The sequence below is a fragment of the Cryobacterium sp. RTC2.1 genome (assembly GCF_035018685.1).
GTDB classification, from domain to species: domain Bacteria; phylum Actinomycetota; class Actinomycetes; order Actinomycetales; family Microbacteriaceae; genus Cryobacterium; species Cryobacterium glucosi.
This window is the reverse complement of record NZ_JASJXJ010000002.1, coordinates 1-24,396: the sequence shown is the minus strand read 5'-3', so window position 1 is coordinate 24,396 and position 24,396 is coordinate 1. Positions and strand designations below refer to the sequence as shown.

Sequence of the window (24,396 nt, the reverse complement as noted above, 5' to 3'; positions counted from 1 at the left end):
CTCTGTCCCGGGGACAGCACCGCGGGCATGCTCCGGCACGATGACCCTGCGCGTCTGACGAATTCCGATTCCCGCCTGCCGCTCAGTATTCTGGGGGGCATGAAGATGCCAGTACTCGTTACGCTCACCCTGCTCGGAGCGCTGGCGCTCAGCGGTTGCGCCACCGGCCCGTCCACGTCGCCCAGCGGGACCGCCGCGCCCAGAGCCGCAGCAACGGCCGCCGCCACGGAGTCCGCCTCGCCAGAGGCCTGTTCCGGGGTGAGGGTTGTCGTCGATTTCGGAACCCTCGCCGCACCGAAGATCACCGACTGTGTGGACACCGGGACGGCGACCACGATCGCTGCAAGCGCCGTCATGAAGACCGCGGCCGTCGCGACCGAGGGAACCGTCCAGTACGGCGACCAGGTCGTCTGCCGCGTGAACGGGCGCCCTGCCGCCGACGAGACCGTCACGGTCACGGGCCAGGCCTCGTTCGTCGAATCGTGCCAGTCGATGGCGCCCGCATACGCATACTGGGCGCTGTGGATCCAGCAGTCCCCCGGCGCGGCCTGGGAGTACGCCCAGGAGGGCCTCGGGAGCCTCCAGGTGACGCCGGGTCAGTCCCTCGGCCTCGTGTTCACCACCGGTACCGAGACTCCGACGCCCGGGAGCTAGGGCTCCGACCCCGGTGTTCCGCTTTCGCCTGGCCCCTCTCCGCGCGGCCGTGCTCTTCGCGCTCGGATTCGTGGTGCTTCGGATCGGATACCGGGTGCTCTTCGGCGGCGGCGGGGGCACGGGGCTGGTGCTGCTCGACCTGCCGCGAGTCCCCCTCGCCGGACCGTTCAGTCACGTCGTGCTGTTCGGACCTGTCACGACCGGCGGCATCGGGAACGCGGCGCTGAGCGCGCTCCCGGTCGCGGCCGTGATCCTCGTGTTCGGGGTGCTCAACGCGCTCGTCGACGTGAGCCGCCTGTTCGCCCGCGGCGCCAGGCGCGGGCCGCTGCGCACGGTCTCCCGCGCGCTCGTGATCGCGTGGGCCACGTTTCCCGCACTCCTGGACTCGGTCAGGCGCGTCCGCCTGGCCGCTGCCCTCCGGGGTGAGCGGACCGTGGCGGCCCTGCTCGTCCCGGTGTTCGAGCAGACCATCGAGCGCGCCCTCGCCCTCGCTGCATCGATGGAGGCGCGGGGGTTCGCGTCCGTCGGGGCCGTCGGCGGTGCCTGTGACCGGCCCGTCGTCCTGGCGGATGCCGCGCTCGATTTCGACGGGGACTGGCGCCTCGAGCACCTCGACCTCGCTCTCGCCCCCGGCACCCTCACGGTCATCGTCGGGCCGACCGGTTCGGGCAAGTCCGGCCTGCTCCAGGCGATGAGCGGGCTGTTCCAGCACTTCCACGGCGGCCGCCAGCACGGCCGGATCGAGATCGGCGGCGTCGACAGGGCCGAGACTCCCCCGCGCGACACCGCCGGTTTCGTCGGCCTGGTGCCACAGGACGTGCGGCTGTCCTTCGTCGCGGAGACCGTGGCGGAGGAGATCGGTTTCGCCCTCACCGTGCGCGGCGTCGCCGCGGTGATCGTGGAGCAGCGTGTGCGGGAGGTGGCCGCGCAACTCGGCATCACGTCGTTGCTGGGTCGCCCCGTCTCGGCGCTCTCCGCCGGGGAGGCCACCCTCGTCTCCCTCGGTGGCGCCCTGATCTGCCGGCCGGTGCTCCTGCTCGTCGACGAACCACTCGCCGAACTCGACACCGAGGCGAGGGACAGGGTCCTCCGCGTGCTCGACCGGCTGGCCCACGAGGCCGGAGTCTGCGTCGTGGTCGCCGAGCACAACAGCCGCGAGTTCGAAACGATCGCGGATGCCTGGCTCGTGCTCGACAGGCACCGCGCGCGCATGCTGCCTCCGGGTGATCAGCCGCCGAACCGGGTCGGCGATCGCAGCGTCCCGAGCAGGAACGCACGGGCCGGGCACCGTCCGAGTCCCGGATCGGAGTCGGAGGCCGGGCTGCGCGCCGCGGTGCCGTTCGCCGGAAAGCCGCTCGCCGGCATCCGCGGGCTGACGGTTCGACACGGCGACCGGACCGTCGTCGACGCGGTGTCACTCGAGCTGGCAGCCGGCGAGATCGTCGCCCTCGAGGGCCGGAACGGCGCGGGCAAGAGCAGCCTCCTGAACGCGCTCGCGCTGCCGTCGACCCGTGGCACCGTGATCGTCGCCGGGCAGGATGTTTCGGCCATGCACAGGAGGAACCGGCGCCGGGCGGTCGCGCTCGTTCCGGAGAATTTCGACGACCTGTTCTTCGCTACGACGGTCGCGGACGAATGCCGCCGCAGTGACCGGTCGACGCGGCGACGCGCGGGACGACGCGCGGGCTTCGCACCGGGCTCCACAGCCGGGACGTTCGCGCGGCTTCTGGGGCACGACTCCGCCGCAGCAGCTCCCCTCCTCGAGCGTCACCCGCGGGACCTTTCTGCGGGCCAGCGGCTCTGCCTCGCGATCGCGATCCAGCTCGCGGACACCCCTGCCCTGCTGCTCGTCGATGAGCCGACCCGAGGCCTCGACGCCGCAGCCCGTTCGCTCGTGGGCACGGCGCTGGAACGCGCGTCCAGCCGGGAATCCGCGGTGCTGTTCGCGACGCACGACCACGACTTCTCCCGGTTTTTCGCCACCCGGACCCTGCACCTCGAGGCCGGGTGCCTGAGTGCCGAGCTGTACATCGGCGCCGGGGCGTCGGGCGCGGCCTCAGCTGTCGGAACTCCGGGCCCGGACAAGCCGGTGACGCCGTGAAGCGCCGCAGCGGGCGGTGGACATCCGCGGTGTTGTGGGGTGGCAGCCTGCTCGCCGCCTCGGGTTTCGGCTGGCCGCTGTTCGCGACCGCCGTTCCCCGGGACGCGCAGGGCGCTGTTCCGTTCGTCGCGTTCGCCCTCGTGCCCGCCGTGATCGTCGCGCTCGCCCTTGTGGTGGACCGCGAGATGTACACCGCGAAGACGGTGGCCCTGCTCGGGGTGCTCGCGGCAGTGGGAGCTGCGGTCCGGATCGCGGGCACGGGCGTCGGCGGTGTCGAGGCCGTGTTCATCCTGCTCATCCTGGCCGGACGGGTCTACGGTGCCCGGTTCGGGCTGCTGCTCGGGCTGCTGACCATCGCCGTGTCTTCGGTGCTCTGGGGCGGGTTCGGGCCGTGGACCCCGTTCCAGATGTTCGCCTGCGGCTGGGTCGGCGCGGGTGCAGCCCTGCTGCCACGCCTGCGCGCCGGTGGGCGACTCGGCCCGCGTGCCAGGGCACGCCTCGAGATCGCGCTCCTGGCCGGGTACGGCGTCGTCGCGTCCTACCTGTTCGGGCTCGTGATGAACCTGTGGTTCTGGCCGTTCGCCGTTGGAACGGGGACCGGCATCTCCTACTCCCCCGGAGCGTCCCTGGGCACGAACCTGGCCTCCTTCGGCCTCTACTCGCTCGTCACGTCGACGCTGACCTGGGACACCGTTCGCGCCGTCACGACGGTGCTCGGCATCTTCCTGGTCGGCCCGGCGGCCCTCGCCGCCCTGCGCCGGGCGAAACTGCCCGCCGCCAGGAGCGCGCCATCGCCGGGCGACGCTAGACCGAGAAGTACTTCGCTTCCGGGTGATGGAACACGAACGCATCCGTCGACTGCTCCGGATGAAGCTGCAGCTCCTCAGACAGCACGACACCCATCCGCTCGGGCCTGAGCAGTTCGACGACCTTGCGGCGGTCCTCCATCTCGGGGCAGGCCGGATAGCCGAGTGAGAAACGGGCGCCGCGGTATTCGAGCTTGAACATGCCGGCCACGTCGGCCGGGTCCTCGGCGCCGAGACCGAGCTCTGAGCGCACGCGAGCGTGCCAGTACTCGGCGAGGGACTCGGTTAGCTGCATGGTGAGACCGTTCAGCTCCAGGTAATCGCGGTACTTGTTCGCAGCGAAGAGCTTCGCGGTCACGCTGTCGACGTTGGCGCCGGCCGTGACGAGCTGGAGGGCGACGACGTCGACCTGCCCGGACTCGCGCGGACGGACGAAGTCGGCCAGGCACAGGTGCCTGTCCCGTCTCTGGCGCGGGAAGGAGAATCGCAACCGTTCGGTGCCGACCGCTCCGCCGGAACCGCCGTCGGGCGCGAGCAGGCCCGGCGTGCCGAGGCGCCCGTCCGGGTCGTCGTCGTGGTGCAACACCACGAGGTCGTTGCCCTCGCTGTATGCGGGGAAGTAGCCGTACGCGACGGAGGCGTCGAGCATGCCCTCCGCGAGGATCCGGTCGAGCCAGTACCGCAGCCGCGGCCTGCCCTCGGTGTCGACGAGTTCCTGGTAGCTGGCGCCGTCTTCCGCGCGGCTGGGCTTGAGGCCCCACTGGCCCATGAAGGTCGCCCTCTCGTCGAGGAAGGCCGAGTATTCGGCGAGGGCGACGCCCTTGACGATCCTGGTCCCCCAGAACGGCGGAACGGGCACCGGGTTGTCTGCTGCCACGTCGCTGCGCACCGGCATGGCGTCCGGCTCGGTGACGGTGAGCAGGCTGCGCTTGTGAATGCGTTGTTTCAGCGGCGGCAGGCCGACGGATGCCGGGTCTGCGCCGCGGGCGATGGCCACGAGCGGCTCCATCAGCTTCAGGCCCTCGAAGGCGTCCCTGGCGTACCGGACCTGCCCCTCGAACAGTCCGGCGAGGTCTTCCTCGACGTAGGCGCGGGTGAGGGCCGCGCCGCCGAGGATCACGGGCCACTTCTTCGCGAGCCCCCGGTTGTTCAGTTCGAGCAGGTTCTCCTTCATCACGACCGTGGACTTGACCAGCAGGCCGCTCATTCCGATCACGTCGGCGTTGTGCTCCTCCGCGGCCGCGATGATCTCGTTGATCGTCTTCTTGATCCCGATGTTCACGACGTCGTAACCGTTGTTGGTCAGGATGATGTCGACGAGGTTCTTGCCGATGTCGTGCACGTCGCCGCGCACGGTCGCGAGGACCATCGTGCCCTTGCCCGCTGCCTCCGACTTCTCCATGTGCGGCTCGAGGAGCGCGACAGCGGCCTTCATCACCTCGGCGGACTGCAGCACGAACGGCAGCTGCATCTCTCCGCTGCCGAACCGGGCGCCGACGATCTGCATGCCGGCGAGCAGGTGCACGTTGACGATGTCGAGGGCGCTCATCCCTCCGGCGCGGGCGAGGTCGAGGTCGGCCTCGAGCCCCTTGGCCTCTCCGTCGATGATGCGTCGCTCGAGGCGCTCGCCGACCGGCAGGGCCGCGAGCTCGGCCGCGCGCTCGTCCTTCAGTGCGGCGGAGTCGACACCGGCGAACAGGTCGAGGAGCGCGGCCAGTGGGTCGTAGGTCAGGTTGCCGTCGACGTCGTACTCGCGGCGATCCCAGACCAGGTCGAGCGCTACCTTACGGCGGTCGTCCGGCACCGAGGCGAGCGGAACGATCTTGGCCGAGTTGACGATGGCGGAGTCGAGCCCGGCCGCTGTCGCCTCGTGCAGGAACACGGAGTTGAGCACCGACCTGGCCGCCGGGTTCAGCCCGAAGGACACATTCGAGACGCCGAGCGTGGTGTGGATGCCGGGATACTTCGCCTTGATCTGCCGGATCGCCTCGATCGTCTCGATCCCGTCCCTGCGGGTCTCCTCCTGGCCCGTGGCGATCGGGAAGGTCAGGGCGTCGACGATGATGTCTTCGACCCGCATCCCCCAGGCGTTCACGAGGGTCTCGACGAGCCTCGTCGCGATGCGCACCTTGTGCTCTGCGGTGCGGGCCTGGCCCTCCTCGTCGATGGTGAGGGCGATCACGGCGGCCCCGTGTTCCTTGACGAGCGGCATGATCCGGCCGAAGCGACTGGCGGGGCCCTCGCCGTCCTCGAAGTTGACCGAGTTCACGACCGGGCGTCCGCCGATGAGTTCCATGCCCGCCTGCAGCACCGCGGGCTCTGTGGAGTCGACGACGAGCGGCAGGGTCGAAGCGCTCGCGAGCCGGGAGACGACCTGGCGGATGTCGGCGACGCCGTCCCGCCCGACGTAGTCGATGCAGACGTCGAGCAGGTGGGCGCCGTCGCGGACCTGGGCGCGGGCGATGTCGACGCAGTCGTCCCAGCGTTCCTCGAGCATGGCGTCGCGGAATGCCCGGGAGCCGTTGGCGTTCGTGCGCTCCCCGATCGCGAGGAAGGCACTGTCCTGGTCGAAGCTGACGTGCTGGTAGAGGCTCGCGACGCCAGAGTCCTCTTCGATGGTGCGTGCACTGACGGTGGCGCCGCGCAAGCGGTCGACGACCGCGCGCATGTGCGCGGGAGTCGTCCCGCAGCATCCGCCGACGAGGCCCAGCCCGAACTCCTTGACGAACTGTTCGTGCGCCGTCGCGAGCTGGTCCGGCGTGAGCGGGTAGCTCGCCCCCGTCGCCGTCAGCATCGGCAGGCCGGCGTTCGGCATGCACATCACCGGAACGTGCGAGTAGCGCGCGAGATGGCGCAGGTGTTCGCTCATCTCTGTCGGACCGGTGGCGCAGTTCAGGCCGATCGCGTCGATGCCGAGGGGTTCGAGCGCCGTGAGCGCCGCCCCGATCTCACTCCCCATCAACATGGTGCCTGTGGTCTCCACGGTCACCTCGACGAAGATCGGCAGGCGGATGCCGGTCTCCGCGATGGCCTGCTTGCAGCCGTTCACCGCGGACTTGGTCTGGAGCAGGTCCTGGGAGGTCTCGATCAGGAAGGCGTCGGCACCGCCGCGAATGAGACCGACGGCCTGCTCGGCGAAGGTCGCCTTGAGGTGGGCGTATGTGGTGTGGCCGAGGCTCGGGAGCTTGGTGCCCGGACCCATCGAACCGAGCACCCAGCGCACCCGGCCGTCCCTGGACTCGTAGTCCTCGACGCTCTTCCTGGCGATCGCCGCTCCGAGCCTCGCGAGTTCCTCGATGCGGTCCTCGATGTCGTAGTCGGAGAGGTTCGACCAGTTGGCTCCGAAGGTGTTGCTCTCGACGGCGTCGATGCCGGTGTCGAGGTACGCGCCGTGGATCGCCTCGATCATGTCGGGACGACTCACGTTCAGGATCTCGTTGCAGCCCTCGAGCTGCTGGTAGTCGTCGAGGGTGGGGTTGTGCTCCTGCAGCATCGTCCCCATGGCGCCGTCGGCGATGACGACCCGTTCCTTCATCGTGTCGAGCAGGGCCTGCGACCGGGCCGGGCGCACGGCATCCGCGAATTCGGGGTGCTGCACGGCATCGGATCTCACTGTCAGTTCGCTCACCCGTCTACAGTAGCGGCCCGGGCCAGAGACCTGGCCGCTCCCCGCAGCGCTCGCCCCGGCCGCCGGCGTGGTCAAATAGTGGACGATGAACACTCGAACAGCGCCCGCCCACCGCTTCGTCTACTCCGCGGACGGGGTCAACCTCGCGACCTACGAATTCGGTGATCCGTCGGACCCGACCGTGCTCGCCGTGCACGGCTTCGCGTCGAGCGCCGTCGCGAACTGGCACGCCACCGGCTGGACGAGGGACCTCCTGCGCGCGGGCTTCCACGTGATCGCGATCGACCAGCGTGGCCACGGCCTGAGCGACAAGCCGCACTCCCCCTCCGCGTACACGATGGACACGCTCGTCGCCGACGTGCAACAGGTCCTCGACGCCTACCTGCTCGACGAGGTCGCCTACGCGGGCTACTCCCTGGGCGCACGGGTCGGCTGGCAGGCGGCGAGGGAGCTCGAGGGGCGCGTGACCCGCGCGGTACTCGGCGGCATTCCGGACGGTGACCCGCTCACGCGATTCCAGGTCGCCGATGCCCGCGCGCACATCGAACACGGCACCGAGGTGGGCGACCGGCTCACTGGCGCGTACCTCACCATGGCCAAGGCGTTGCCGGGCAACGATCTCGAGGCGCTCGTCGCGCTCGTCGAGGGCATGCGCGACGGTCCCCAGCCCGGACCAGACAACGCGCCGTCCCAGCCGCTCCTGTTCGCGACCGGGAGCGAGGATCGAATCCTCGAGGCTTCGCGGGCCCTCGCGGAGGCCACGCCTGCCGGATCGTTCTTCGAGATCCCCGGCCGCAACCACTTCAACGCCCCGACCTCCCGCGCCTTCCGCGACGCGGCCATCGCGTTCCTGGGCACGACGGACTGATCCCGCCCGGACACTGGAAAAGCCCCGCCGACCGAAACGGTCGACGGGGCTTTCCTTCCAACGGGACTACTGCTTGACGTATGCCGGAGCAACCTCGTTGTGGGCGTCGCCGATGCGGTGCACCCGGATGTCGTTCGTCGAGCCGGCGATTCCGGGAGGGGAACCGCTGATGACGACGACCTTGTCACCGAGCTGGGCCAGGCCCTGGCCGAGCAGGATGTCGTCGACCTGGCCGAACATGGAGTCCGTGTGCGTGACCCGGTCCACGAGGTACGTCTGCACGCCCCAGGTGAGCGCGAGGCGGCGGCGGATGCCGGGCTCAGGCGTGAAGGCGAGCATCGGGATCTTCGACCGCAGGCGGGACATCCGGCGGGCGGAGTCTCCGGATTCGGTGAAGATGCAGAGGAACTTCGCGTCGACGAATTCCGCGACCTCGATCGCGGCGAGGGTGATCGCCCCGCCCTGGGTGCGCGGCTTGTTCGTGAGCGGCGCGATGCGCTCCAGGCCGTGGTCTTCGGTGGATGCGACGATCCGCGCCATGGTCTGAACCGTGACGACGGGGTATTCGCCGACACTTGTCTCGCCGCTGAGCATGACCGCGTCCGCGCCGTCGAGAACGGCGTTCGCGACGTCGGACGTTTCCGCACGCGTCGGGACCGGGCTGTGGATCATCGATTCGAGCATCTGCGTCGCGACGATGACCGGCTTGGCCATCCGGCGGGCGAGCTCGACGGCGTGCTTCTGCACGATCGGCACGGCTTCGAGCGGGAGCTCGACGCCGAGGTCGCCACGGGCGACCATGATCGAGTCGAAGGCGTCGATGATCTCTTCGAGGTGCTCGACGGCCTGCGGCTTCTCGATCTTGGCGATGACGGGGACCTTGCGGCCCTCCTCTGCCATGATCTCGTGCACGCGGGTGATGTCTGCCGCGTCGCGCACGAAGGAGAGGGCGATCAGGTCGGTGCCGAGGCGGAGGCCCCAGCGCAGGTCTGCTTCGTCCTTCTCGGACAGTGCGGGAACGTTGACGGCAACACCGGGCAGGTTGATGCCCTTGTTGTTCGAGACCGGGCCGGCGACGATGACGCGCGTCGTGACGACGATGCCGTTTGTCGCGACGACCTCGACCTTGACCTTGCCGTCGTCGATCAGCAGGAAGTCGCCGGGCTTGACGTCGTTGGGCAGGCCCTTGTACGTCGTGCCGGAGAGTTCCCTCGTGCCGAGGACATCGTCCGTGGTGATCTTAAAGATGTCGCCGACGGCCAGTTCATAAGGGCCGCCCTCGAACTTGCCGAGCCGGATCTTCGGGCCCTGCAGGTCGACCAGGACGGCGACCGCACGACCGGAATCATTCGCTGCCTTGCGGATGTTCGCGTAGACGGCCTCGTGCACGGTGTAGTCACCATGGCTCAGGTTCATCCGGCAGACATCGACACCCGCGTCGATCAGGGCTCGAATTTGATCGTAACTGGCGGCTGCCGGCCCGAGGGTAGCGACAATTTTGGCGCGTCTCATTCTGAAAGTGCTCCGTTTTCCGCGCCGGGTAGGCGCATTCTTGTTCTGTGGTTCTGGAGGCCGCTTGGTGGCGTCCTCCGGCTAATCGCTCACTTCACAGGGACCGTTAGATGGCGAAGGCATGGTCGGTCGGTTTGACCGGAGCAGGTAGTTGTGTCTCACCTTCGAGGAATCGATCGACGGCGGCTGCAGCAGCACGACCTTCAGCGATCGCCCAGACGATGAGGGACTGTCCGCGACCGGCATCGCCGGCGACGAACACGCCCTCACGGCTGGTTTGGTAGTTACCGTCTCGAACGACATTACTCCGCCCATCGAGCGGCACGTGCAGCTGGCTGGTGAGCTCCGCCGATTCCGGGCCGGTGAATCCGAGTGCGAGGAGTACGAGGTCCGCGGGGATTTCACGTTCCGTACCCGCCTTGGGCACGCGCCGGCCATCGAGGTACTCGGTTTCAGCGACGCGGATGGCGCGCACCTCGCCGGCCTCGTTGGAGAGGAACTCGATCGTCGAGGCGAGGTATTCGCGGGTGCCGCCCTCTTCGTGGGCGCTCGAGACCTCGAACAGGGTCGCGGACATCGGCCACGGCTGGTGTTCGGGCCGTTCTGTGCCGGGCTGCCTGCCGATCGCGAGGTTCGTGACGGATGCCGCGAGCTGGCGGTGCGCCGTGCCGATGCAGTCGGCGCCGGTGTCGCCACCACCGAGGACGACAACATGCTTGCCCTCTGCGGTGATCTGGCTGTCGACCGTGTCCCCAGCGCCCGTGCGGTTCTGCTGCACGAGGTATTCCATCGCGAAGTGCACGCCGGGGAGGTCGCGGCCGGGGACGGGCAGGTCGCGGGGTACGAGCGCACCGGTCGCGACGACCACGGCGTCGTACCTGGCTCTGAGGTCGTCCCAGGTGATGTCGACGCCGATGTTCACGCCGGCGCGGAACCGGGTTCCCTCCGCCGTCATCTGCGCAAGGCGGAGGTCGAGGTGCTTCTTCTCCATCTTGAAGTCGGGGATGCCGTAGCGGAGCAGGCCGCCGATCCTGTCGTCGCGTTCGAACACGGCGACCGTGTGACCTGCACGGGTGAGCTGCTGGGCCGCGGCGAGACCGGCGGGCCCCGATCCGACGACGGCGACCGTCTTGCCGGTCAGGCGCCCCGGCGGCTGCGGCTGCACCCAGCCGTTGGAGAAGGCCTGGTCGATGATCGAGACCTCGACCTGCTTGATCGTCACGGCAGGCTGGCTGATCGCGAGGACGCACGCAGACTCGCACGGGGCCGGGCACAGCCGTCCGGTGAACTCAGGGAAGTTGTTCGTGGAGTGCAGGCGCTCGATGGCCTGCCTGCCTTCCTCCCGCCAGGTGAGATCGTTCCACTCCGGAATCAGGTTGCCGAGCGGGCAGCCCTGGTGGCAGAAGGGAACGCCGCAGTCCATGCAGCGGCCTGCCTGCCGTTTGAGAACGGCGGCGTCTCCTTGTTCGTAGACCTCTTTCCAGTCCATCAGGCGCACGGACACCGGGCGACGCGGCGGCAGTTCGCGCGCCTTCGTCGTGAGGAATCCCTTCGGATCAGCCATTGGTAACCTCCAGGATGCGGTTCCAGACGACGTCGCCGTCGGGGTCGAGACCCTCGGCGACGGCGTTCTGCCTGGTCGCCAGGACGGCGGCGTAGTCCCGCGGCAGAACCTTGACGAATGTGGACATGGTTGTTTCGAGATCCGACAGGAGAGCCGCGGCGAGCACGGAATCCGTCTGGTCCCGGTGTTGTTCGAGGAGATCGCTGACGATCTCCCTGTCGGCGCTTCCGAGCGGGAGAAGAGTGAGCTCCCCGGACTCGAGCGCCTGGCTGTTGACGTCCTCCGTGCGGAGTCCGTAGACGTATGCGGTGCCGCCGCTCATGCCCGCACCGAGATTGCGGCCGGTCTGGCCGAGGATCAGGGCGAGCCCGCCCGTCATGTATTCGAGGGCGTGGTCCCCGACGCCTTCGACGACCGCGGTCGCTCCGGAGTTGCGCACCAGGAACCGTTCGCCGACGATGCCGCGGATGAACATGCTGCCCTGGGTGGCGCCGTAGCCGATCACGTTGCCGGCAATGACGTTCTCCTCGGCGGAGAAGATGCTCGAACGGTCGGGGCGGACCACGATCTGACCGCCGGAGAGGCCCTTTCCGACGTAGTCGTTCGAGTCGCCTTCCAGCCTGAGGGTGATCCCGCCCGGCAGGAAGGCCCCGAACGACTGTCCCGCCGAACCGGTCAGCGTCACGTCGATCGAGCCGGCCGGAAGGCCGTTCTCGCCGTGCCGGATCGTCACCTCGTGGCCGAGCATTGTGCCGACGGCCCGTTCGGTGTTGCGGATCGGCAGGGCGATCTCGACCCGGCCGCCGTGCTCGAGCACGCTTCCCGCGCGCCTGATGAGCTCGTTGTCGAAGTGTTTGTCGAGTTCGTGTTCCTGGGGTCGACCGAACTGTCTCGGCTCGGAATCCGGGAAGTCAGGTCCGTCGAGGATCGGCGCGAGGTCGAGGCCCGCTGCCTTCCAGTGTTCGAGTGCGCCGTCGACGTCGAGGATCTCGTGGTGGCCGACGGCCTCCTGGAGGCTGCGGAAGCCGAGCTCCGCGAGATACTCGCGCACCTCCTGGGCGATGAACTCGAAGAAGTTCACGACATGGTCTGCCTTGCCCGTGAAGCGCTTCCGCAGCTCGGGGTTCTGGGTGGCGACGCCGACAGGGCAGGTGTCGAGGTGACAGACCCGCATCATGACGCAGCCCTCGACGATCAGGGGCGCGGTCGCGAAGCCGAACTCCTCCGCTCCGAGCAGCGCGCCGATGATGACATCCCTGCCGGTCTTGAGCTGGCCGTCGACCTGCAGGACGACGCGGTCACGCAGGCCATTGAGCATCAGGGTCTGCTGGGTTTCCGCTAGTCCGAGTTCCCAGGGCGTCCCCGCGTGCTTGAGCGAGTTGAGCGGGCTCGCCCCGGTGCCGCCGTCATGGCCGGAGACCAGGATCACGTCCGACAACGCCTTGGCGACGCCGGCAGCGACAGCGCCGATGCCGGACTGGCTGACGAGCTTCGTGTGGATGCGAGCATCCGGGTTCGCCCGTTTGAGGTCGAAGATGAGCTGCTTGAGGTCTTCGATCGAGTAGATGTCGTGGTGCGGCGGCGGCGAGATCAGACCGACGCCCGCCGTGGCGTGCCGGGTGCGCGCGATCCAGGGATACACCTTGGTCGGCGGCAGCTGGCCGCCCTCACCGGGCTTGGCTCCCTGGGCGAGTTTGATCTGGATGTCGTCGGCGTGCGACAGGTACATGCTCGTCACGCCGAACCGCCCGGAGGCGACCTGCTTGACGGCGCTGCGGCGCTGCGGGTCGATCAGCCGGTCGAGGTCCTCGCCGCCCTCCCCGGTGTTCGACTTGCCGCCGATCCGGTTCATGGCGATCGCAAGGGTTTCGTGGGCCTCCGGGGAGATCGAGCCGTAGCTCATCGCACCGGTCGCGAAGCGCGCGACGATCGACGCGACCGATTCGACCTCGTCGAGAGGCACGGGGTGCCGCTTGTGCGTGTCGAAGGTGAACATGCCGCGGAGCGTCATGAGGCTCTCGGCCTGGTCGTCGACGAGTTTGGTGTACTCGCGGAAGATGTCGTAACGGCCGGTCCTGGTCGCGTGCTGGAGCCGGAAGATCGTCTCCGGGTTGAACAGGTGCGGGGAGCCGTCGCGGCGCCACTGGTACTCGCCGCCGGTGCTGAGTCTTTCGTGCGCCGTGACCGCTGCATCTTCCGGGTAGGCCGAGGCGTGGCGTGCTTCGTTTTCCGCGGCGATGACATCGATGCCGATGCCGCCGAGCTTGCTCGTCGTCCCGGTGAAGTACTGGGCGACAAAGTCCTGGCTCAGGCCGACGGCCTCGAAGGTCTGGGCTCCCGCATAGGACGACACCGTCGAGATGCCCATCTTGGACATGATCTTGAGCACGCCCTTGCCCAGGGCTTTGATGACGTTGCGCACAGCCTTCTCGGGTGAGACGTTCGTGATGTACCCGCTCCGGACCAGGTCCTCGCAGGTTTCCATCGCGAGGTACGGGTTGACCGCTGAGGCGCCGTAGCCGATCAGGAGCGCGACGTGGTGCACCTCGCGCACGTCACCGGCCTCGACGACGATGCCGACCTTCATCCGGTTCTCCGTGCGGATCAGGTGGTGGTGCACGGCGGCGATCATCAGGAGCGACGGGATCGGCGCGAGATCCTTGTTGGAATCGCGGTCGGAGAGCACGATGAAACGGGCTCCGGCCTCGATGGCGTCGTCGACTTCGAGGCACATCGCGTCGATGCGGTTGGCCAGGGCGTCCGGGCCATCGTCGAAACGGTACAGGCCCCGGATGGTCGAGGTCGTCCGGCTGCCGGGGGCGGGGTCGATGTGCTGGATCTTGGCGAGTTCGTCGTTGTCGATGACCGGGAAGTCCAGGACCACCTGGCGCGCATGCTCCGGTCCGACGGACAGGAGGTTCCGCTCCGGCCCGAGTCCGAGCTTGAGGGAGGTCACGACCTCTTCGCGGATCGAGTCGAGGGGCGGGTTTGTCACCTGGGCGAACTGCTGGGTGAAGTAGTCGAAGATGAGCCGGGGCCGGTCGCTCAGAACGGCGATCGGCGTGTCGCTGCCCATGGCGCCGAGGGGTTCCCCGCCGGTGCGGGCCATCGGGGCGAGCAGGATGCGCACTTCTTCTTCGGTGTAGCCGAAGGTGCGCTGGCGGCGCACGACGGATGCCGGCGGGTGCACGATGTGCTCGCGCTCAGGGAGGTCCTTGAGGTTGATCCGGCCGGCGTCGAGCCAGTCCCCCCACGGTTCCATCGCGGCGAGTTCTGCCTTGATCTCGTCGTCCTCGATCAGCCGGCCCGCGACGGTGTCGACGAGGAACATCTTGCCGGGGCGGAGCCGGCCCTTGCGGACCACGCGGGCGGGGTCGATGTCGAGCACGCCGATCTCGCTCGCGAGCACGACGAGGCCGTCGTCGGTGATCAGGTACCGGCCGGGGCGGAGCCCGTTGCGGTCGAGCGTGGCGCCGACGAGGGAACCGTCGGTGAAGACGATCGCCGCGGGACCGTCCCACGGCTCCATCAGCATCGAGTGGTACTCGTAGAACGCGCGTCGTTCCTCGTCGAGCGCGGTCTGGTTCTCCCAGGCCTCAGGGACCATCATCATGACGGCGTGCGGCAGGGAGCGGCCGGAGAGGCTCAGGAGCTCGACGACCTCGTCGAAGGACGCGGAGTCGCTGCCGCCGGGGGTGACGATCGGCAGCAGCGGGGCGAGGTCTCCGAGCAGGGAGGATTCGAGCTGGGACTGGCGCGCGCGCATCCAGTTGCGGTTGCCCTGCACGGTGTTGATCTCACCGTTGTGCGCGATCATCCGGAACGGCTGCGCGAGCGGCCACGACGGGAAGGTGTTGGTCGAGTACCGGGAGTGCACGAGGGCGAGCTTCGAGACGAAGCGCGGGTCGGAGAGGTCCGGGTAGAAGGGTTCGAGCTGGAGGGTCGTGACCATGCCCTTGTAGACCAGGGTGCGGCAGGAGAGCGACGCGAAGTACGTCTCGAGTTCCCGCTCCGCGCGCTTCCGCAGCCGGACGGTCTGGCGGTCGAGCGCGATGTCCGCGACGCGTTCACCGTCGTCCTCCGTGCGCGAACTCTGGACGAAGAGCTGCTGGATCGCGGGCATGGCCGCCCTGGCCAGGTTTCCGACCTCGTCGGGGCGCACGGGGACTTCGCGCCAGCCGAGGATCTCGAGGCACTCCTCCTGGGCGATCCGGCCGATCTGGCGCTTGACGGCGCTGCGTTCGGTCGGGTCTGTCGGGAGGAACACGTTGCCGACGGCGTACCGCCCGGCGGCGGGGAGCTCGAATTCGACGACCTGGCTCAGGAAGTCGTGCGGGATCTGGGTGATGATGCCTGCGCCGTCGCCGGTTCCGGCGTCTGACCCGACCGCGCCGCGGTGTTCGAGGTTCCGGAGGGCGTCGAGTGCGATCGTGATGATGTCGTGCCCGGCGGTTCCGCGGAGTGTCGCGACCATGGCGAGCCCGCAGGCGTCCCGCTCGTCGGCAGGGTTGTACAGCCCCTGGGGCTGGGGAACGGTGCTGAAGCGGGAAAAGAGGGGTGACTGCGGCATGGGACCGTCCTCAGAGATAGCTGGCAAGTGGGGACGACGCTGGCCCGCGGGGGTGGAGATCATCTGCGTACAGTTGCGCGCCGACCCGTCGTACCGGGAGGGAGGCGGGAGCCGGGTGTACGGTCTCAGGCCTGGAGGCGCGGGTTGCTGGTGCTTGTGGCTGCAACGTCGCCCGATGCGGCGGGTTCGACGGCCTCATCACCGTGGTCCTCGAAATCCGTATCAAACTCTTCAGATTCTACCTCAGGGACGGGGCGCTTCCATTCCCGACCTGGGCGATAGACGCTGACTTCGAGTCCGGGGTGCCTGCGGCCCTGCACCACGATGAGGATGATGCCGAGGACCACGGCGATGATCGCTGCCCAGACGTTGGTGCGGATTCCGAAGAAGATCTCGCTCGGGTCGATGCGGATCGATTCGAAGAACGTGCGGCCGAGGCCGTACCAGACCAGGTACACACCGAAGGCGCGGCCCCAGCGGAGCGTGATCCGGCGTTCGATGAGGAGGATGACGATCACGCCGATCGTGTTCCAGATCATCTCGTAGAGGAAGGTCGGGTGGAACAGGGTGCCGGCCGGGAGCCCGACGGGGAAGGCCGGGTTGGTCGACGGCACCTCGAGGCCCCAGGGCAGGGTCGTCGGCAGGCCGAACAGTTCGGTGTTGAACCAGTTGCCGAGGCGTCCCATCGCCTGCGCGATGAGCATTCCGGGGGCGAGGGCATCCGCGAAGGACCAGAATTTCACGCCGGAGATCCGGCAGCCGATGTATGCGCCGACGGCCCCGCCGATGAGCGCTCCGAAGATGGCGTTTCCGCCGTTCCAGATCGCGAAGACTTCCCAGGGGTTCGCACCGGCGAAGAAGTAGTCGGAGGGGTGGGTGAGCACGTGGTACGCCCGGGCGCCGACGATGCCGAGCGGGACGGCCCAGAGGATGATGTCGAGCACGACGCCCGGCTCGGCGCCGCGATTACTGAGGCGCCTGCTCGTCATGACCGTTGCCGCGATGATGCCGGCCAGGATGCACAACGCGTAGGCGTGGACCCGGAACATGCCGAGGTCGAAGTAGCTCCACTCGGGGCCTGGGCTCGGAATGCTCAGCAGAAAAGACACCTGGGTATTACCTTTCGTAGCGGGGAAGCGTGGGAGCTCGCCTCGGTCAACTTACCCTAAACGGCGGCGCGGATCCCGGGCGCCCCGGCTGCAAGCCGGGCGGCGAGGGCCCCGAGGGCCGGGACTCCCCCGTCGGACAGCGCCTTGACCAGCGCGGAACCGACGATGGCGCCGTCCGCGTAGCCGAGGATCTCGCGCACCTGCTCCGGAGTCGAGATCCCGAGGCCCACGCACGCGCTCGTCGCACCGGCGAGGCGCAGCCGGTCGACCAGGACGCGGGCTGCGGAGTCGACGTCGGAACGCGCCCCGGTGATGCCCATGGTGGAGACGGCGTACACGAAACCACGGCTGACCTCGACCGCGTGGGCGAGCCGTTCGTCTGACGACGAGGGCGCGGCGAGGAAGACCCGGTCGAGGCCGGTGCGGTCGCTCGCCGCGAACCAGTCTGCTGCGTCGTCGGGGATGAGGTCTGGGGTGATCAGGCCTGCGCCGCCCGCGGCGAGCAGGTCGTCGGCGAAGCGGTCGACCCCGTACTGCAGGATCGGGTTCCAGTAGGTCATCATGAGGACCGGAGCGTCGACGCGTGCGGTGATCGCCGCGACAGCTTCGATTCCGTGGCGGAGCCGGAAACCGTTGGCGAGGGCCTGCTGGGTGGCCGCCTGGATCACGGGGCCGTCCATCACGGGGTCGGAGTACGGCAACCCGAGCTCGATGATGTCGACGCCGTTCTCCGCGAGGGCGACGGCGGCCTCGATGCTCTCAGCGAGGGTGGGGAAACCGACGGGAAGGTAGCCGATCAGGGCACCGCCGCCCTCTGCCTTGCGCCGGGCGATCGTGGCTTCGACCCTGCTGGTGCGGTTGGGCGTCATCGGTGTGCTGGTCTTCGTCGTTGCGGTCATAGCTGCTGTGCACCCTCGTCGAGCAGGTCGAAGTATCGGCCCGCCGTTTCCATGTCCTTGTCCCCGCGACCGCTGAGGCTGACCAGGATGGTCGCCTCCGGTCCGAGCCGTTTGCCGAGCTCGAGGGTTCCGGCGAGGGCATGGGCCGACTCGATCGCCGGGATGATGCCCTCCGTGCGGCTGAGGAGGCGGAACGCGTCCATCGCCGCGGCGTCGGTGACGGGCAGGTACGTCGCCCGTCCGATGGTCGAGAGCCAGGAGTGCTCTGGTCCGACCCCCGGGTAGTCGAGTCCGGCCGAGATGGAGTGCGACTCGACGGTCTGGCCGTCCTCGTCCTGCAGCATGAGGCTGCGCGCCCCGTGCAGGATCCCCGGGCGTCCCTTGGTCAGGGTCGCGGCATGGCGCGGGGTCTCGATGCCCTCTCCGCCTGCCTCGTACCCGTAGAGGGCGACAGCAGGATCGTCCAGGAAGGCGTCGAAGATTCCGATGGCGTTGGAACCGCCGCCGACGCACGCCGTGACGGCGTCGGGGAGGCGCCCGGTGAGTTCGAGCACCTGGGCGCGGGCCTCTTCTCCGATGATCTTCTGGAAGTCGCGCACCATCGCGGGGAAGGGGTGCGGACCTGCGACGGTGCCGAAAATGTAGTTGGTCGTCTCGACGTTCGTGACCCAGTCGCGCATGGCGTCGTTGATCGCGTCCTTCAGGGTGCGCGACCCGGTGCGGACGGAGACGACCTCTGCACCGAGGAGGCGCATCCGTGCGACGTTGAGGGCCTGCCGTTCGGTGTCGACCTCGCCCATGTAGACGACGCACTCGAGCCCGAACAGCGCGGCGACGGTCGCGGTCGCGACGCCGTGCTGGCCGGCGCCGGTCTCGGCGATGACCCGGGTCTTGCCGATTCGCTTGGTGAGAAGCGCCTGGCCGAGGGCGTTGTTGATCTTGTGTGACCCGGTGTGGTTGAGGTCTTCGCGCTTGAGGATCACCCGGGCGCCGCCGGCGTGCGCGGCGAACCGCGGCACCTCCGTGATGATCGACGGTCGGCCGGTGTAGCTCCTGTGCAGTTCCATCAGCTCAGCGGCGAAGGCCGGGTCGACCTTGGCCAGCGCATATTCGTTCGTGAGCTCGTCGAGGGCTGCGACGAGCGACTCCGGGACGAACCGGCCTCCGAAGTCGCCGAAGTACGGGCCTGTTTCGGTTCGAAGGGACGTGGACATTTAGACCGCCAGAAATTCGGTAAGGGTGAGGATGGGATCGTTCGTGACGAGCGCTTCGCCGACGAGGACGACGTCGGCGCCGGCGGCACGATAGTGGGCGACGTCCGCGGCCGTCTTGACCGCTGATTCGGCGACGCGGATGACACCGGAGGGGATCCGGTCTGCGAGGCGGCCGAAGAGCTCCTGGTCGAGCTGGAACGTCGACAGGTCGCGGGCGTTGACCCCGACGAGGCTTGCACCGATATCCAGCGCACGGTCGACTTCTTCGGCACTATGGGTCTCGACGAGGGCCGTCATGCCGAGTTCGCGGACGAGGGCCTGGAGGGACCCGAGGGTGGCCTGGTCGAGTGCCGCGACGATGAGGAGCACGAGGTCTGCGCCCGCGGCCCTGGCCTCGAGGACCTGGTACGGCTCGCCGATGAAGTCCTTGCGGAGGACAGGGATGGACACGGCGGATCGCACCTGTTCGAGGTCGGCGAGGGACCCGAGGAAACGGCGTCCCTCTGTGAGCACGCTGATGGCGCTCGCCCCGCCGAACTCATAGGAGACGGCGAGGGCGGCAGGGTCCGAGATCTCGGCGAGGGTGCCCCGGGAAGGACTTGCCCGCTTCACTTCCGCGATGATCTTGACCCTGTCGGCCGGTGCGAGGGCGTGTAGTGCGTCGATAGCGGGGGCGCGATCGACGGCCGCCGATTCGACGGCGGCGAACGGACGGGTGAGGCGCCGTTCAGCGGCGTCTGACAGTGCCCCGGCGAGGAGTTCGGACAGCACTCGGCTAATGACTTTCGTGCGGCGCTGCGTCGGCGACGCCGTAGCCCAGCCGGCTCAGTACGAACCCGGCGATCGGGCCGAGGACGAGGAGGACGACAGAGGCCCACACCAGCCACGGCACATCGAGGAAGAAGGCGACGGTGCCGATCGTGATCGCGACGAGCATGACGACGACAGCCGTCCAGGCCGCGATCGAGTGGCCTTCGCCTGGGTCTACCGACTCGAAGCTCATGGTTCTCCTTCTGGGCGTCAACTGCGTACGCATGGGCGTCATCTGCGGACGCGTGGATTGTGGGTCCTGGTGCGGCTCAAGTCTAGCGGCGGCGCCGATCACCGGTCACCGGCCGTTTCGGTGGGATCATCGCCGCGGGTGAGCCCGTCCCAGGTGATGACGGCATCCTCTCGCGCGTCTTCACCGGCGGAAGCAGCCGGCTGGCCGCCGGGTGCACCGTCCGCGGGCTCGAAGCGCACGGCCTGGTATCGACTCGTCGCGCCGGGCCAGCGGCGATTCGTGACGAGGATGCCGACACCGGCCGCGGCCATGATGACACCGGCCGCGAAGCCGGCGAAGGCCCAGGGTGTGAGGGCGGCCGCAGTGACGCCGTCCTGGATCGAGGCGTTACCCGCGATGCCCGTCGCTTTGGTGATCGCGGCCGCGCTCGCTGCGGCGGGGTTGCCGATGGCGAGGCCGGCACCGAGGGAGACCGAGAAGCCGAGAAGCACCTCGAGGGCGCCGAGTACGACCCGGATCACGGGGCCCGCGATCGTGAGTGCGCCGGCGAGGGCGAGCCCGGCGAGGGCGAGGGCGCTCAGCGCGCCCGCTGCGGTCGAACCGCTGATCGGCAGGTCGACGGTCGATGACCCCTGCACGACGCGCACGTCGATCCAGACCTGGCTCCAGGCGAGGAGCGCGAGTCCGCTCGCGGCGATGACGAGGAGCACCAGCCGGAGCTTGAGGGTGCGACCGGTTCGCTTCACCTAGTGCACCCGCTTCATGGCGTTGGCGATCGCGACGGCGCGCAGCGGTGCCGCGGCCTTGTTGACCGATTCCTGGAACTCGCTCGCGGGATCGGAGTCTGCGACGAGGCCTCCCCCGGCCTGCACCCTGGCCACACCGTTGCTGATCGTGGCGGTGCGGATGGCGATGGCCAGGTCCGCGTCCCCGGCGAACCCGAAGTAGCCGACCACTCCCCCGTAGACACCGCGCTGGGTGGGCTCGAGATCGTCGATGATTTCGAGCGCCCGCGGCTTCGGCGCCCCGGACAGGGTTCCGGCCGGGAAGGTCGCCCGGAACACGTCGATGGCCGTCTTCCCCTGCAGCAGGTTGCCCTCGACGGACGAGACGAGGTGCATGATGTGGCTGAATCGCTCGATGCGTTTGAACTCGGTGACCTCGACGGAGCCGGGTGCGCAGACCTTGAGCAGGTCGTTCCTGGCGAGGTCGACGAGCATCAGGTGTTCCGCACCTTCCTTGGGGTCACCGGCGAGCTCGGTCTCGAAGTCGGCGTCCTGCTCCGGGGTGGTACCGCGCGGCTTGGATCCGGCGATCGGGTGGGTGAACACGCGCCCGTTCTGGACCTTGACGAGGGCCTCAGGGGACGATCCGACGATCCAGTACGGTTCCCCTGTCGCGGACTCGAGGCCGAGCAGGTACATGTACGGGCTCGGGTTGAGGCTGCGGAGCACCCGGTAGACATCGATCGGGTCGGCCGTGCACTCCTGGTCGAAACGCTGGGAGATGACGACCTGGAAGATGTCCCCGTCGACGATGTGCCGCTTGGCGGTGTCGACGGAGGCCAGGAAGTCGTCGCGGGTGGTGCGGGCGCGCATCGTCGCGGGGGCCGACATGTCGACCTCGGCGAGCCAGGCCTCCGCAGGCACGGCGAGCCTGGCCTGCATCGAATCGAGCCTGGCCTGGGCGGTCGCCCAGAGCGTGTCCGCGGCGTCGATCCCGTCGTTCAGGACGTTGGCGATCAGCTGGACCGTGCCGAACTTGTGGTCGATCGCGACGAGGTCTGCCACGAAACTGAAGGCCTGGCCTGGTACGTCATAGTCTGCGGTGGGCTGGTTGGGCAGGCGTTCCAGCTGACGAACGGCCTCCCAGCCGATGAACCCGACGAGACCGCCGGTCAACGGCGGGTGCCCGGGAAGCCGCGGCGTCTGCCAGCGGGCGTACAGGGTGGCGAGGGCCTCGAGCGGCGGCTGGGCCGCTGCCGGGCCGAGGACGCGTGCGGCGTCGACGCCGTAGGGGATCCACCGGGTTTCCGAACCCTGCTGGGTCAGGACGCCGAACGACGACACCCCGACAAAGGAGAACCGCGACCAGATGCCGCCCTGTTCCGCCGACTCGAGCAGGAAGCTGCCCGGTTGACCGGCCGCGAGTTTGCGGTAGATGCCGACGGGGGTCTCCCCGTCCGCGAAGAGTTCGCGGATCACGGGGATGACGCGGTGCCCTGCTACCAGCGCGTCGAACTGCGCGGCCGTCGTCGTGCCGGCCGTACTCGTCTGGGAATCCGTCGTCATGCGTGTTCTCCGTCTGTCGCGTCGGGGTCTGTCGCATCGGGGTCTGTCGCATCGGGGTCTGTCGCATCGGGCCTGGCGCCGTGGGCGACGTCGATGTCCCGCCCGTCGAAGCACGTGTGGGTTCCGGTGTGGCAGGCCCCGCCGACCTGGTCGACCTGGACGAGCAGGGTGTCTGCGTCGCAGTCGAACGCTGCGCCGCGCACGTACTGAGCGTGCCCGGACGTGTCGCCCTTGCGCCAGTATTCCTGGCGCGAACGTGACCAGAATGTCACGCGGCCCTCTGAGAAGGTCCGCCGGAGGGCTTCCTCGTTCATCCAGCCCAGCATGAGCACCTCGCGGGTGTCCCACTGCTGGATCACGGCGGGCAGGAGGCCGTCCGCATTGAAGACGGCGCACCCGAGGGCATCCTCGATGGTCTGCAGGGGTGTCATCAGCGCACCACGAGTCCTTCCCTGGCGAGTTCGTGTTTGACGTCTCCGATACTGAGTTCGCCGTTGTGAAAGACGGATGCCGCGAGGACGGCGTCTGCGCCTGCCCGGATCGCGGGCGGAAAATCTTCGACCCGTCCAGCGCCGCCGGAGGCGATCACGGGTACGCTGCTGATTTCGCGCATGAGGCCGATCAGCTCGAGGTCGAAGCCATTCTTGGTCCCGTCCGCGTCGATGGAGTTGACGAGCAGCTCCCCCGCTCCGAGTTCGATCGCGAGCCTGGCCCAGGCGAGGGCGTCGAGGTCGGTCTCCGTGCGGCCGCCGTGGGTCGTCACGACGAACCCGGATTCCGTGCGGTCGCTGCGCTTCACGTCGAGGGACAGCACGAGCACCTGTGAACCGAAGCGGTCGGCGATCTCGCCGATCAGGGCAGGGCGGAGGATTGCGGCGCTATTGACGCCGACCTTGTCAGCGCCGCTCGCCTGCAGCCGCGAGACGTCTTCGACTCCCCGGATCCCGCCGCCGACGGTGAGCGGGATGAAGACCTGCTCCGCTGTGGCGCGCACGACGTCGTACGTCGTCGCCCGGTTGTCGACGGTCGCGGTGACGTCGAGGAACGTGAGTTCGTCTGCACCCTGCTCGTAGTACCGTCGCGCCAGTTCGACCGGGTCGCCCGCGTCCCTGAGGTTCTGGAAGTTGACGCCTTTGACGACCCGGCCGTTGGCCACGTCGAGGCACGGGATGACCCGCACGGCAAGACTCACGATTGCACCTCCGGGGCTCTGCTGCCCAGTGTTGTTCCGCCCGTTGCTATTCTGCCCACAATCGGGTTCTACAGGCGGGCGTTGTGGATGGCGCTGATCAGGATGGCCCGGGCGCCGAGCTCGTAGAGGGCGTCCATGATGTGGTTGCTGTCGTGACGCGGGACCATCACGCGCACGGCGACCCAGTCGGGGTCGTGCAGGCTCGACACCGTGGGTGACTCGATTCCGGGGGCGAGCAGGCAGGCCGCGTCGAGTTTGACGAGCGGGATGTCGTAGTCCATCAGCACGTACTGGCGGGCGACGAGCACGCCCTGCAGACGGCGGAGGAGCGTGTGGATGCCGGCGTTCTCGTTCTCGGAGGTGATCAGGACCGCCGTCGATTCGAGGATGACCGGGCCGAAGATCTCGAGGCCGGCCTTGCGCAGGGTCGTTCCGGTCGAGACGACGTCGGCGACAGCATCCGCGACACCCAGCTGGACGGCGGACTCGACGGCGCCGTCGAGGGTCACGAGGGTGACCGTGACGGAGTGACGGGCCAGGAAGGCTTCGACGAGACCGGGGTAGCTCGTCGCGACGCGGAGCCCTTCGAGGTCGCTCAGCTCGCCGAAGCGTCCGGCGGGGCCCGCGAAGCGGAAGGTCGAGTCGCCGAAGTCGAGGCTCGCGATCTCCCGTGCCGGGGAGCCGGAATCAAGCAGAAGGTCCCGGCCGGTGATTCCGACGTCGAGCGCCCCGCTGCCGACGTAGGTGGCGATGTCCCGCGGACGCAGGTAGAAGAACTCGACGCCGTTGCGCGGGTCGGACACGACGAGGTCGCGCGGGTCGCGACGCCCGGTGTACCCGGCCTCGTGCAGCATCTGCGCCGCGGTTTCGGACAGGGAGCCCTTGTTGGGCACGGCAATTCTCAGCATCTCAACACTCTCAGCAGGTCAGTTCTCGGGGTAGGGATGGCGGCGCGGGGGGGGGGGGGGGGGGGGGGGGGGGGGGG

The 24,396-nt window shown here is 68.7% G+C and carries 18 protein-coding genes; 4 read left to right on the top strand and 14 right to left on the bottom strand.

The annotated features are described in order from the left end of the window. Nucleotides 1-99: 99 nt before the first annotated feature. Genes QN357_RS00465 through QN357_RS00455 form a run of 3 tightly spaced genes read left to right on the top strand, consistent with a single transcriptional unit; the run spans nt 100 to nt 3,672 of the window. Nucleotides 100-654, top strand: a complete 555-nt coding sequence (locus tag QN357_RS00465; RefSeq protein WP_322135789.1) for a hypothetical protein — start codon at nt 100-102, stop codon at nt 652-654. Between the two features lie 13 nt (nt 655-667). Continuing rightward, a complete protein-coding gene (locus tag QN357_RS00460) occupies nt 668-2,755 on the top strand; it encodes an ATP-binding cassette domain-containing protein (RefSeq protein WP_322140820.1) in 2,088 nt (695 codons plus the stop codon). After that, a complete protein-coding gene (locus QN357_RS00455) occupies nt 2,752-3,672 on the top strand; it encodes an ECF transporter S component (protein ID WP_323504279.1) in 921 nt (306 codons plus the stop codon). The genes QN357_RS00460 and QN357_RS00455 overlap by 4 nt, the downstream gene beginning before the upstream one ends. Here QN357_RS00455 and metH read toward each other — a convergent pair. Then, a complete protein-coding gene (metH, locus tag QN357_RS00450; RefSeq protein WP_322135785.1) occupies nt 3,560-7,096 on the bottom strand; it encodes a methionine synthase in 3,537 nt (1,178 codons plus the stop codon). The genes QN357_RS00455 and metH overlap by 113 nt on opposite strands. Nucleotides 7,097-7,274: 178 nt before the next feature. Between metH and QN357_RS00445 the strand changes: the two genes are divergently transcribed. After that, nucleotides 7,275-8,057: an alpha/beta fold hydrolase gene (locus QN357_RS00445; RefSeq protein WP_322140822.1), complete on the top strand. Its 783-nt coding sequence runs from the start codon at nt 7,275-7,277 to the stop codon at nt 8,055-8,057. A gap of 66 nt (nt 8,058-8,123) precedes the next feature. Here the strand turns inward: QN357_RS00445 and pyk are convergent, their stop codons facing one another. The 13 genes from pyk to hisG form a co-directional block, all read right to left on the bottom strand. Then, nucleotides 8,124-9,569: a pyruvate kinase gene (pyk, locus tag QN357_RS00440; protein WP_134448728.1), complete on the bottom strand. Its 1,446-nt coding sequence runs from the start codon at nt 9,567-9,569 to the stop codon at nt 8,124-8,126. 106 nt (nt 9,570-9,675) lie between these two features. Continuing rightward, nucleotides 9,676-11,133: a glutamate synthase subunit beta gene (locus tag QN357_RS00435; RefSeq protein ID WP_134448729.1), complete on the bottom strand. Its 1,458-nt coding sequence runs from the start codon at nt 11,131-11,133 to the stop codon at nt 9,676-9,678. Beyond that, on the bottom strand, nt 11,126-15,703 hold the full coding sequence (gene gltB / locus QN357_RS00430; RefSeq protein ID WP_134448730.1) for a glutamate synthase large subunit: 4,578 nt from the start codon (nt 15,701-15,703) through the stop codon (nt 11,126-11,128). The genes QN357_RS00435 and gltB overlap by 8 nt, the downstream gene beginning before the upstream one ends. A gap of 125 nt (nt 15,704-15,828) precedes the next feature. Continuing rightward, nucleotides 15,829-16,752, bottom strand: a complete 924-nt coding sequence (lgt, locus tag QN357_RS00425) for a prolipoprotein diacylglyceryl transferase (RefSeq protein WP_416172976.1) — start codon at nt 16,750-16,752, stop codon at nt 15,829-15,831. Between the two features lie 116 nt (nt 16,753-16,868). Further along, on the bottom strand, nt 16,869-17,711 hold the full coding sequence (gene trpA / locus QN357_RS00420) for a tryptophan synthase subunit alpha (protein ID WP_416347600.1): 843 nt from the start codon (nt 17,709-17,711) through the stop codon (nt 16,869-16,871). Next, nucleotides 17,708-18,925, bottom strand: coding sequence for a tryptophan synthase subunit beta (trpB, locus tag QN357_RS00415; protein ID WP_134560083.1), 1,218 nt, complete (start codon nt 18,923-18,925; stop codon nt 17,708-17,710). Before trpB ends, trpA begins: the two co-directional genes overlap by 4 nt. Continuing rightward, nucleotides 18,926-19,696, bottom strand: a complete 771-nt coding sequence (trpC, locus tag QN357_RS00410; protein ID WP_322135782.1) for an indole-3-glycerol phosphate synthase TrpC — start codon at nt 19,694-19,696, stop codon at nt 18,926-18,928. It lies immediately after the preceding gene. A gap of 4 nt (nt 19,697-19,700) precedes the next feature. Beyond that, nucleotides 19,701-19,928 carry a DUF6704 family protein gene (locus QN357_RS00405; RefSeq protein WP_134448733.1) on the bottom strand — a complete coding sequence of 76 codons (228 nt, stop codon included), beginning with the start codon at nt 19,926-19,928 and terminating at the stop codon, nt 19,701-19,703. Nucleotides 19,929-20,026: 98 nt separating this feature from the next. Continuing rightward, nucleotides 20,027-20,674, bottom strand: a complete 648-nt coding sequence (locus QN357_RS00400; protein ID WP_134448734.1) for a Trp biosynthesis-associated membrane protein — start codon at nt 20,672-20,674, stop codon at nt 20,027-20,029. Beyond that, on the bottom strand, nt 20,675-22,219 hold the full coding sequence (locus tag QN357_RS00395; RefSeq protein ID WP_134448735.1) for an anthranilate synthase component I: 1,545 nt from the start codon (nt 22,217-22,219) through the stop codon (nt 20,675-20,677). It abuts the gene before it with no gap. Further along, nucleotides 22,216-22,650 carry a phosphoribosyl-AMP cyclohydrolase gene (gene hisI / locus QN357_RS00390; protein WP_134561151.1) on the bottom strand — a complete coding sequence of 145 codons (435 nt, stop codon included), beginning with the start codon at nt 22,648-22,650 and terminating at the stop codon, nt 22,216-22,218. Before hisI ends, QN357_RS00395 begins: the two co-directional genes overlap by 4 nt. Further along, on the bottom strand, nt 22,650-23,411 hold the full coding sequence (gene hisF / locus QN357_RS00385) for an imidazole glycerol phosphate synthase subunit HisF (RefSeq protein WP_134448737.1): 762 nt from the start codon (nt 23,409-23,411) through the stop codon (nt 22,650-22,652). Before hisF ends, hisI begins: the two co-directional genes overlap by 1 nt. Before the next feature lie 68 nt (nt 23,412-23,479). Then, nucleotides 23,480-24,319 (bottom strand): ATP phosphoribosyltransferase, encoded by an 840-nt coding sequence (gene hisG, locus QN357_RS00380; RefSeq protein WP_134448738.1) that lies wholly within the window; start codon nt 24,317-24,319, stop codon nt 23,480-23,482. Nucleotides 24,320-24,396 lie beyond the last annotated feature (77 nt).

Coding starts and splice junctions, on each gene's coding strand:
- QN357_RS00435 (WP_134448729.1), bottom strand. CDS start 11,133: ATGGCTGATCCGAAGGGATTCCTCACGACGAAGGCGCGCGAACTGCCG.
- lgt (WP_416172976.1), bottom strand. CDS start 16,752: ATGTTCCGGGTCCACGCCTACGCGTTGTGCATCCTGGCCGGCATCATC.
- trpA (WP_416347600.1), bottom strand. CDS start 17,711: ATGACCGCAACGACGAAGACCAGCACACCGATGACGCCCAACCGCACC.
- QN357_RS00465 (WP_322135789.1), top strand. CDS start 100: ATGAAGATGCCAGTACTCGTTACGCTCACCCTGCTCGGAGCGCTGGCG.
- trpB (WP_134560083.1), bottom strand. CDS start 18,925: ATGTCCACGTCCCTTCGAACCGAAACAGGCCCGTACTTCGGCGACTTC.
- gltB (WP_134448730.1), bottom strand. CDS start 15,703: ATGCCGCAGTCACCCCTCTTTTCCCGCTTCAGCACCGTTCCCCAGCCC.
- metH (WP_322135785.1), bottom strand. CDS start 7,096: ATGAAGGAACGGGTCGTCATCGCCGACGGCGCCATGGGGACGATGCTG.
- QN357_RS00405 (WP_134448733.1), bottom strand. CDS start 19,928: ATGAGCTTCGAGTCGGTAGACCCAGGCGAAGGCCACTCGATCGCGGCC.
- hisI (WP_134561151.1), bottom strand. CDS start 22,650: ATGACACCCCTGCAGACCATCGAGGATGCCCTCGGGTGCGCCGTCTTC.
- pyk (WP_134448728.1), bottom strand. CDS start 9,569: ATGAGACGCGCCAAAATTGTCGCTACCCTCGGGCCGGCAGCCGCCAGT.
- hisG (WP_134448738.1), bottom strand. CDS start 24,319: ATGCTGAGAATTGCCGTGCCCAACAAGGGCTCCCTGTCCGAAACCGCG.
- QN357_RS00395 (WP_134448735.1), bottom strand. CDS start 22,219: ATGACGACGGATTCCCAGACGAGTACGGCCGGCACGACGACGGCCGCG.
- QN357_RS00445 (WP_322140822.1), top strand. CDS start 7,275: ATGAACACTCGAACAGCGCCCGCCCACCGCTTCGTCTACTCCGCGGAC.